Below are 9884 nucleotides of genomic sequence, written 5' to 3'. Positions count from 1 at the left end.
GGTGCCCTGGTGGCCGCCCGCCTCCACGCCCTGTGCGATGACGGCGGTGGCCCCGGCGGCCTCGACCGCGCGGGCCTCCTCGGCGGTGGTGGCGGTGACCAGCGTGAGCGTCCCGGCCCGGCGCAGCGCGGCCAGGACCTCGGGTTCGGGCACGCCGAAGTGGAAGGAGACGACGGGGACCGGGTCGGCGAGGAGAAGGGCCAGCTTGGCGTCGTAGCCGTCCTCGCCCGGGCCGTACGGGTCGCCGGTCGCGGTGCCGTAGCGCGCGCGCTCCCCGGCGAGGCCGGCGGCGTACGGCTCGACGGCGGCGGGGTCGGCGGGCTGCGGCTGGGGCAGGAAGAGGTTGACGCCGAAGGGGCGGCTCGTCAGTGAGCGCAGTCGCTCGATGTCCGCGCGCAGCGCGTCCGGGGTCTTGTAGCCCCCGGCGAGGAAGCCGAGGCCGCCCGCCTCGCAGACGGCGGCGGCCAGTTCCGGCGTGGAGACGCCGCCCGCCATGGGTGCCTGCACGATCGGAAGCACGAGGAGATCGGCGAGGGTGCGGGGCATGTCCGCATCGTGTCACGTCCGCCGCGCGAGTCCGAATCGGGCCCGGCGCTCCCTGCCCCGGAAACGGAGGGCCGGAAACGGAGGGAGGACCCCGGAAACGGAGGGAGGGGGGTGCCGGGCACCCCCCTCCCCACCGACGCTCGCCGTCAGCGGCCGTTGAACGCGTCCTTCAGCCGCGAGAACAGACCCTGCTGGCCGGGCTGGAACTGACCCGTGGGCCGCTCCTCGCCACGCAGCTTGGCCAGTTCGCGCAGGAGCCGCTCCTGCTCGGGGTCGAGCTTGGTCGGGGTCATGACCTCGACGTGCACGATCAGGTCGCCCCGGCCGCCGCCGCGCAGATGCGTGACGCCCCGGTTGTGCAACGGGATCGACTGGCCGGACTGGGTGCCGGGCCGTATGTCGACCTCCTCCATGCCGTCCAGCGTCTCCAGCGGCACCTTGGTGCCGAGGGCCGCCGCCGTCATCGGGATGGTGACCGTGCAGTGCAGGTCGTCACCGCGCCGCTGGAAGGTGGAGTGCGGCAGCTCGTGGATCTCGACGTACAGGTCACCGGCGGGGCCGCCGCCGGGGCCGACCTCGCCCTCGCCCGCGAGCTGGATGCGGGTGCCGTTGTCGACACCGGCGGGGATCTTCACCGTCAGGGTGCGCCGGGAGCGGACCCGGCCGTCGCCCGCGCACTCCGGGCACGGGGTCGGGACCACGGTGCCGAAGCCCTGGCACTGGGGGCAGGGCCGCGAGGTCATGACCTGGCCCAGGAAGGACCGGGTGACCTGGGAGACCTCGCCGCGGCCGCGGCACATGTCACAGGTCTGCGCGGTGGTGCCGGGGGCGGCGCCCTCGCCGTTGCAGGTGTTGCAGACGACCGCGGTGTCGACCTGGATGTCCTTGGTCGTACCGAAGGCCGCCTCGTCCAGCTCGACCTCGATCCGGATCATGGCGTCCTGGCCGCGCCGCGTGCGCGAGCGCGGGCCGCGCTGCGACGCCGTGCCGAAGAACGCGTCCATGATGTCGGAGAAGTTGCCGAAGCCACCGGCGCCGAAGCCACCGGCCGCGCCCGCACCCGCGCCGCCCGCCTGGGAGAGCGGGTCGCCGCCGAGGTCGTAGACCTGCTTCTTCTGCGGGTCCGACAGCACCTCGTAAGCGGCGTTGATCTCCTTGAACCGCTCCTGGGTCTTCGGATCGGGATTGACGTCCGGATGCAGCTCGCGTGCGAGCCTGCGGAACGCCTTCTTGATCTCATCCTGCGACGCGTCGCGGCGCACGCCGAGAACGGCGTAGTAATCCGTGGCCACTTACGACTCCGCCAGGATCTGTCCGACGTACCGTGCCACTGCGCGTACCGCTCCCATCGTTCCCGGGTAGTCCATGCGGGTCGGTCCGACCACGCCGAGCTTGGCAACCGCCTCGCCGCCCGAACCGTAGCCGACCGACACGACGGACGTGGAGTTGAGTCCTTCGTGGGCGTTCTCGTGCCCGATACGCACGGTGACGCCCGGATCTTTGGCCTCGCCGAGGAGTTTGAGCAGCACGACCTGCTCCTCAAGTGCCTCCAGAACGGGCCGGATCACCAGGGGGAAGTCATGTCCGAAACGGGTGAGATTGGCGGTGCCGCCGATCATCAGCCGTTCCTCGTTCTCCTCGACCAGTGTCTCCAGCAGTGTGGAGAGCACTGTGGAGACGGTACCGCGATCGTCGGCCTCGAACGCATCGGGGAGGTCCTCGACCAGTCGCGGCACGTCGGAGAACCGGCGTCCGGCGACCCGGCTGTTGAGCCGGGCCCGCAGATCGGCGAGCGAGGACTCGCCGAACGGCGCCGGGCAGTCGACCATGCGCTGCTCGACCCGGCCGGTGTCCGTGATCAGCACGAGCATCAGGCGCGCGGGGGCGAGCGAGAGCAGTTCCACGTGCCGCACGGTCGAGCGGGTCAACGAGGGGTACTGCACGACGGCGACCTGCCGGGTCAGCTGCGCGAGCAGCCGGACCGTACGGGCCACCACGTCGTCCAGGTCGACGGCGCCGTCCAGGAAGTTCTGGATCGCGCGCCGCTCGGGCGCGGACATCGGCTTGACGCCCGCGAGCTTGTCGACGAAGAGGCGGTACCCCTTGTCGGTGGGGATGCGGCCCGCGCTGGTGTGCGGCTGGGCGATGAAGCCCTCGTCCTCCAGGGCGGCCATGTCGTTGCGCACGGTGGCCGGGGAGACGCCGAGGTTGTGCCGCTCGGTGAGCGCCTTCGACCCGACGGGCTCCTCGGTGCCCACGTAGTCCTGCACGATGGCGCGCAGCACCTGAAGCCTGCGTTCACTCAGCATTCGGCGCGCACCTCCATCTTGTCGCCCCACGGCACTCGGCTTGCTCCCTGGCACTCTGCTCATGCGAGTGCCAGACTTCCCCGGCCCAGTGTACGGCCGCGGGGTACCGCCCGGGCAAGGTCAGCGGTACTGCACCGGCTTCTTGCCGATAGCGTCCCGGTATGAGCGTGACTTGGGAAGACCTGGGGTGGGAGCGACTTGCCGAGGGCGTCGGACGGTGCCGCCTGCCGGGCTGGGACTGTACGGCGGGGCTGGTCGTCGGGGCGGGTACGGCACTGCTCGTGGAGGCGGGGGCGAGCCTCGCGGAGGGGGCGCGGCTGAAGGCGGCGGTGCGGGAGCTGACGGGCCACGATGTGACCCATCTCGCGCTGACCCACCCGCATTTCGATCATGTGCTGGGCGCGGCCGCGTTCGGCGGGGCGGAGGCGTACGCGGCGGTGGGCATGGACGCGGTGCTCGCGCACGAGGCCGGGGAACTGCGGCACGACGCGATCGCTCAGGGCCTGCCGGTCGCCGAGGCGGACGACGCCGTCGCCACGCTGCCGGTGCCGCTCCACCCGGTCTCGGGCGAGCTGACCCTCGACCTCGGCGGCGGCCGTCAGGTGCTGCTGGCCAACGTCGGCCCGGGCCACACCGCCCACGATCTCGCGGTCCTGGTCCCCGGCTCGCCGGAGGTGGTCTTCTGCGGCGACCTGGTCGAGGAGTCCGGCGAACCCCAGGCGGGCCCGGACGCCGTACCCGCCCGCTGGCCCGCCGCCCTGGACCGGTTGCTCGCCCTCGGCGGCGAGGACGCGCTGTACGTCCCCGGTCACGGAGCGGTGGTCGACGCGGACTTCGTACGGCGCCAACGCGACGCCCTGGCCGCGCGTTTCGGCGTGTCGTGAGGGGGCCGGGGCGGGTTCTCCTATCGTCATGGGAATGCGCGAGTACTCCCCCGATCTGACCGCCCCCTGGAAGAAGCAGCGGCCGGTGCCCGAGGTCGCCGCCGAGCCGGGCCTGGTGGTGGAGGAGCCCGGCACCGGGTTCTGCGGGGCGGTGATCCGCTGCGAGGCGGGCACGGTGACCCTGGAGGACCGCTTCGGCAAGCACCGGATATTCCCCCTGGAACCGCGCGGCTTCCTGCTTGAGGGGCGCGTGGTGACTCTCGTACGCCCCTCCGCCGCCCCGCTCCGCCCCGCCCGCACCGCCTCCGGCTCCGTGGCCGTCCCCGGCGCCCGCGCCCGCGTGGCCCGCGCCGGCCGCATCTACGTCGAGGGCCGCCACGACGCCGAACTGGTCGAGAAGGTCTGGGGCGACGACCTGCGCATCGAGGGCGTGGTGGTGGAGTACCTGGAGGGCGTGGACGATCTCCCCTCCGTCGTCGCGGAGTTCGCCCCCGGCCCCGACGCCCGCCTCGGCGTCCTCGTGGACCACCTGCTCCCCGGCACGAAGGAGTGGCGCATCGCCCAGTCGGTGACCAGCGACCACGCCCTGGTCGTCGGCCACCCGTACATCGACATCTGGGAGGCGGTGAAGCCGTCCGCCCTCGGCATCTCCGCCTGGCCCCGGGTCCCCCACGGCCAGGACTGGAAGACGGGGGTGTGCCGGGCACTGGGGTGGCCGTCGGACAACACGGGGGCGGTGTGGCAGGCGATTCTGGCGAAGGTGACGTCGTATCGGGAGCTGGAGCCGGAGTTGCTGGGGAGGGTGGAGGAGCTGATCGATTTTGTTACGGGTAGCGGTGGGGCCTGACGCCGGAGAAGGTGCCGAATTCGTCGGTGCCCAGTTCGAGCCCGAGATCGTCCAGCGGCAGCGGATCGCCGAACTCCACGATCTCCTGGCTTCGGTAGTCGGCTTCGTCGCCCTGGCCCGACGGCTTCGTCAGCAGGACGCAGTGCGCCATGATCGGGTCAATGATGAGGTAGGCGGGGATCTTTCCTGCGGCGTAGATCGGACGCTTGATCACGTAGTCGTAGTGAACGCCGGTCTCGGATACGACTTCCACGACCATGGTGATCAACTGACTCGGCAACAGGCGTCCGTAATCCGGCAGACGATCACGCGCGAGAACTGCCAGGTCCGGGACGGGCTCGCTGGCTTCGCCAAGGATTTCGATGCCCTGTCTCTGCAGAGGTGACCAACGCTGCCGTGGAATCCGGTCCTGCACCTCGGCAACGATCCTGTTATGCACGAGGCCGGGGCCGACCCTCATCACGATCACGCCCCGGAGAAGCTCGGCTTTGACTCCTTCAGGGGGAACGAACTCGTCGAAGTACCTGGCCATCCCGAGTTCGTCCACAACTCCAGCCTACGAACCAGATTAGGGACCGAATCACCGATCCGCACTGATTCACTCCGGTGAGTGATCAGTCCACCAAGTCCCTGACCACCGCGTCCGCCAGCAGCCGCCCCCGCAGCGTCAGCACCGCGCGCCCCTCGTCGTACGGGCCGGAATCGAGCAGACCGTCCGCCAGGGCCCGGCGGGAAGCCGCGAGTCCGTCCGGCTTCAGGAGGGACAGGGGGACGCCCTCCCGCAGCCGCAGCTCCAGCAGGATCCGCTCCACGCGGCGGTCCTCCTCGGAGAGGAGTTCGCGGCCCGCGCCCGGAGAGCGGCCCGAAGCCAGCGCAGCCGCGTACGCGCCCGGGTGCTTCACGTTCCACCAGCGGACGCCGCCCACGTGACTGTGGGCACCAGGGCCCGCGCCCCACCAGTCGGCGCCGCGCCAGTACAGCTCGTTGTGGAGGCAGCGGCCCGCTTCGGAGGTGGCCCAGTTGGAGACCTCGTACCAGTGGAGGCCCGCCGCGGAGAGCAACTCCTCGGCGATCAGATAGCGGTCGGCGTGGACGTCGTCGTCCGTCATGGGGACCTCGCCCCGGCGGATGCGGCGGGCGAGCTGGGTGCCCTCCTCGACGATCAGGGCGTACGCGCTGATGTGGTCGGGGCCCGCGCCGAGGGCCGCTTCCAGGGAGGCGCGCCAGTCGTCGTCGGACTCGCCGGGGGTGCCGTAGATCAGGTCGAGGTTGACGTGTTCGAAACCGGCCGCGCGGGCCTCGCCCACACAGGCTTCGGGGCGGCCCGGGGTGTGCGTGCGGTCGAGGATCTTCAGGACGTGCGGCTTCGCGCTCTGCATGCCGAAGGAGATCCGGTTGAAGCCGCCCGCGCGCAGCTCGGCGAGGTAGGCGGGGGTGATCGTCTCCGGGTTGGCCTCGGTGGTGATCTCCGCGTCCGGCGCGAGTCCGAACTCGTCGCGGATCGCGCCCAGCATCCGGACCAGGTCCCCGGCGGCCAGCAGGGTCGGCGTGCCGCCGCCGACGAAGACCGTACGGACCTCGCGCGGGTCGTCGCCGAGCACCTTGCGGGCCAGGCGGACCTCCTCGATGAGGGTGTCCGCGTAGTTGTCCCGGGAGGCGAGGACGCCGCCGGTGCCGCGCAGCTCGGTGGCGGTGTAGGTGTTGAAGTCGCAGTAGCCGCAGCGGGTCGCGCAGTACGGGACGTGCAGATAGAACCCGAGGGGCCGCTCGGCGGCACCGGCGAGCGCGGTGGGGGGCAGCGCGCCGTCGTCGGGGACGGCCTCGCCGTCGGGGAGTGCGGAAGGCATGTCCTCCATTGTCCCGCACTCGGGACGGCACCCGGCCGAGCCTCACTCCGCCTGGAGCACCAGCAGGGCCAGGTCGTCGTCCGGCAGGTCGGCGGCGAAGCCGAGCACCAGGTCGTGGATGCGCTCCGCGATGCGCTCGGCGTCCAGCCCCGCACACTCCGCGAGGGCGAGCGCGAGCCCGTCCTCGTCGTCGAACTGGCGGGAGCCGGAGCGGCGCTCGGTCACCCCGTCCGTGACGCACAGCAGGCTGTCGCCGGGCTCCAGCTCGACACTCTCGCTGGTGTAGGTCTCGTCCTCGACCACGCCGAGCAGGGTCTGCGGCCGGGCGGCGCTGCGCACCGCGCCGTCGGGGCTCAGCACCAGCGGCAGCGGGTGCCCTGCGGAGGCGAGGACGCAGGTGACGCCGTTCGCGTGCGGCGTCAGCTCGCCGTAGAGCAGGGAGAGGAAACGGCTCTGCGGGCCCTCCCCCGGCGCGATGGGGCCGCCGCCCGCCGCGACCAGCGCGCGGGCGGCCGCGTCGGCGGCCTCGGTGGCGTCGTCCAGGAGGAGCTGGTTGAGGCGGTCGAGGACGCCCGCGACCGGGTAGCCCTCGCGGGCCAGCAGCCTGATCCACGGCCGGGCCAGGCCGATCACCACCGCCGCCTCCGGGCCCTTGCCCTGGACGTCGCCCACGGCGAAGCACCAGCGGCCGTCGCCCGCCGGGAACAGGTCGTAGAAATCACCGCTGGGGCCGCCCTTGTCGCGGGGCTCGTAGACGAGCGCGCTGCGCATGCCCGGGATCTCCGCGACCGCGCCGGGCAGCAGGCCGCGCTGGAGGACGGCGCTGATGGTGGCCTGGCGGGCGTACTGCCGGGCCGCGCCGATGGCCAGCGCCACCCGGCGCCCCAGGTCCTCGACCAGCCCTGTCACCTCGTCGGGGAAGCGGAGCAGCCCGCAGCGGCCGATCACCAGCGTGCCCAACGGGCGGCCGCCCGCGATGAGCCGGTAGGCGAGCGCGGTGCCCTGGGTGCCCTCGGGGCCGAGCGCGGCACCCGGCCAGGGGTACGGCTCCGGGCCCGAGCGCACGCCGTCGGGGCGCGGCGGGTCCTTCTCCAGGGCGCGGAGCAACTCCTCGCTGCGGCTCTCGTGGGCGTGCCAGACCCGGAGAGGCCCGGAGCCGCACCCGGTGCGCACGGTCGCCTCGTCCTCCAGCCAGACCGCGCACCAGTCCGCGAGCCGGGGCACCAGGAGCTGGCCGGTGAGGGCGGCGACCAGGTTCTCGTCGAGCTGGCCCGCGAGCAGGTCGGACGCCTCGGCGAGGAAGGACAGCGCGCCCCGGCCGAGCCAGTCCCGGTCGCCGCCGGGGCGCTGCGGCTGCGGTGCCAGGGCCTCGGCGGAGCGCAGGGCGGGTACGGGCCCCGGGCCCTCGGGTTCCTCCTTGCCGCCGGGCGGCAGCCGCGCCCACAGGGTCTTGCCACCGGCGCGGTAGGTGACGCCCCAGGTCTCCGCGAGGATGGCGACCAGGCGCAGCCCGCGCCCGTGCTCGGGCATCTCCGGGGGCGCGTCGGTGTCGGAGGGGTCGCGCGGGGCGCGCGCGGGGTGCTGGTCGTGGACCTCCACGGTGAACGCGCCGGTCGCCTCCAGGCGCCAGGCGATCTCGACCTCGGTGCCCGCGTGGACGACCGCGTTGGTGACGAGTTCGCTGACGACGGCCATCGCGTCGTCGGTCAGCCGTACGTCGCCGTCCGGTCCGGTCAGTCCGAGGGCCGTCCACTCGGCGAAGGCGCCGCGCACCAGGGCGCGGGCCGAGCCGGGCGCGGCGAGGCTCCCGGCGAGGGTGGCCCGCCCTTCGCCGAGCGGACCCGCGCCGGGGTGCGCGGGCGTGTCACCGACGGGGGCGTCGGTCGCCCGCTGGGTCGGTATGGCCGCCATGTCCATGCGGCCAGGGTGACAGACAGGGGGCGCGCATAAGCGGGGTGTCACCGAAATGAGCGGTCGTGCGGGGGAACTGTGCTACTGGTGTGCCAGAAGACGAACACTTTCGAGCGCAGACGGGCGCGAACTCCCCTCTTCGGGGGGTTCACGCCCGTTCCGCGGGTGCGTGTGCGTGCGACTGTGGGGGTACGGCTGCGGAGGTACGGCGTCCGGGTCCGGGGGCCCGGCGGGGGGGCCCGGGGCCCGGTCAGTTCTCGCGCGCCCCGGCGTACATCTCGTCGATCAGTCCGCGGTACTCCCGCTCGACCACCGGCCGCTTCAGCTTCAGGCTCGGGGTGATCTCGCCGTGCTCCACGTCGAGGTCGCGGGGCAGCAGCCGGAACTTCTTGATCGTCTGCCAGCGCTGCAGGCCCTCGTTGAGCTGCTTCACGTACCCGGTGACCAGCTCGACCGTCTGCGGCGCGGCGACGACCTCGGCGTACGACTTGCCCTCCAGGCCGTTGTCGGCGGCCCACTGCAGGATCGTGGGCTCGTCCAGGGCGATGAGGGCGGTGCAGTAGTTCCGGTCGGCGCCGTGCACCAGGATGTTGGAGACGTACGGGCACACCGCCTTGAACTGTCCCTCGACCTCGGCGGGCGCGACGTACTTGCCGCCGGAGGTCTTGATGAGGTCCTTCTTGCGGTCGGTGATGCGCAGATAGCCGTCGGCCGACAGCTCGCCGATGTCCCCGGTGTGGAACCAGCCGTCGGGCTCGAGGACCTCGGCGGTCTTCTCGGGCTGCTGGTGGTAGCCCTGCATGACGCCGGGGCCGCGCAGCAGGATCTCGCCGTCGTCCGCGATGCGCACCTCGGTGCCGGGCACCGGCTTGCCGACCGTGCCGGTGCGGTACGCCTCGCCCGGGTTGACGAAAGAGGCGGCGGAGGTCTCGGTGAGGCCGTAGCCCTCCAGGATGTGGATGCCCGCGCCGGAGAAGAAGTAGCCGATCTCGGGGGCGAGGGCGGAGGCGCCGGAGACACAGGCGCGCAACTGGCCGCCGAACGCCTCGCGGATCTTGGCGTAGACGAGGGCGTCGGCCACCTTGTGCTTGGCGGCGAGCGCGAACGGCACGGAGGCGGTGCCGGTGCGCCGGAAGCTGTCCTGGGACGCCTTGGCGTACTCGCGGGCGACTTCGACGGCCCACTGGAAGATCTTGTACTTGGCGGCGCCGCCCTCGCGCGCCTTGGCCGCCACGCCGTTGTAGACCTTCTCGAAGATGCGCGGCACGGCGGCCATGTACGTCGGCCGCACGACCGGCAGATTCTCGATGATCTTGTCCACCCGGCCGTCCACGGCGGTGACGTGGCCGATCTCGATCTGCCCGGAGGTGAGCACCTTGCCGAAGACGTGCGCGAGCGGCAGCCACAGGTACTGCGTGTCGTCCGGGCCGAGCAGCCCGGTCGCCGAGATGGCCTTCGCCATGTACGACCAGTTGTCGTGCGGCAGCCGTACGCCCTTGGGGCGGCCGGTGGTGCCGGAGGTGTAGATCAGGGTGGCGAG

Annotated in this window: 9 protein-coding genes; 2 read left to right on the top strand and 7 right to left on the bottom strand. The window is 72.4% G+C overall.

Annotated elements, in window-relative coordinates:
- The 3 genes from GTW40_RS21580 to hrcA form a co-directional block, all read right to left on the bottom strand.
- On the bottom strand, positions 1 to 546 hold a 546-nt coding region (locus GTW40_RS21580), incomplete at its 3' end, for a nitronate monooxygenase (RefSeq protein ID WP_202486232.1).
- 146 nt (positions 547 to 692) lie between these two features.
- Positions 693 to 1838 carry a molecular chaperone DnaJ gene (gene dnaJ, locus GTW40_RS21575; RefSeq protein ID WP_161181840.1) on the bottom strand — a complete coding sequence of 382 codons (1146 nt, stop codon included), beginning with the start codon at positions 1836 to 1838 and terminating at the stop codon, positions 693 to 695.
- Positions 1839 to 2855 (bottom strand): heat-inducible transcriptional repressor HrcA, encoded by a 1017-nt coding sequence (hrcA, locus tag GTW40_RS21570; RefSeq protein WP_161181839.1) that lies wholly within the window; start codon positions 2853 to 2855, stop codon positions 1839 to 1841.
- 161 nt (positions 2856 to 3016) lie between these two features.
- Between hrcA and GTW40_RS21565 the strand changes: the two genes are divergently transcribed.
- Positions 3017 to 3739, top strand: a complete 723-nt coding sequence (locus GTW40_RS21565) for an MBL fold metallo-hydrolase (RefSeq protein ID WP_161181838.1) — start codon at positions 3017 to 3019, stop codon at positions 3737 to 3739.
- A gap of 34 nt (positions 3740 to 3773) precedes the next feature.
- A complete protein-coding gene (locus GTW40_RS21560) occupies positions 3774 to 4586 on the top strand; it encodes a DUF3097 domain-containing protein (protein WP_161181837.1) in 813 nt (270 codons plus the stop codon).
- Here GTW40_RS21560 and GTW40_RS21555 read toward each other — a convergent pair.
- From GTW40_RS21555 to GTW40_RS21540, 4 genes are all read right to left on the bottom strand, one after another.
- Positions 4564 to 5118: a Uma2 family endonuclease gene (locus GTW40_RS21555; protein ID WP_161181842.1), complete on the bottom strand. Its 555-nt coding sequence runs from the start codon at positions 5116 to 5118 to the stop codon at positions 4564 to 4566. The two genes, GTW40_RS21560 and GTW40_RS21555, sit on opposite strands and share 23 nt — an antisense overlap.
- An 82-nt stretch (positions 5119 to 5200) precedes the next feature.
- The gene (hemW, locus tag GTW40_RS21550) at positions 5201 to 6433 is read right to left on the bottom strand and encodes a radical SAM family heme chaperone HemW (protein WP_161181836.1); all 1233 of its coding nucleotides are present in this window, start codon (positions 6431 to 6433) and stop codon (positions 5201 to 5203) included.
- 42 nt (positions 6434 to 6475) lie between these two features.
- Positions 6476 to 8344: an ATP-binding SpoIIE family protein phosphatase gene (locus tag GTW40_RS21545; protein WP_161181841.1), complete on the bottom strand. Its 1869-nt coding sequence runs from the start codon at positions 8342 to 8344 to the stop codon at positions 6476 to 6478.
- Between the two features lie 250 nt (positions 8345 to 8594).
- Positions 8595 to 9884: AMP-dependent synthetase/ligase (locus GTW40_RS21540; RefSeq protein WP_161181835.1), on the bottom strand; the 1290-nt coding region annotated here is incomplete at its 5' end.

Origin of the sequence: Streptomyces sp. SID4985, assembly GCF_009863025.1 — a bacterium.
Lineage (GTDB): Bacteria > Actinomycetota > Actinomycetes > Streptomycetales > Streptomycetaceae > Streptomyces.
The sequence above is the reverse complement of the archived record's forward strand: the minus strand, read 5'-3'. Positions and strand labels throughout refer to the sequence as shown.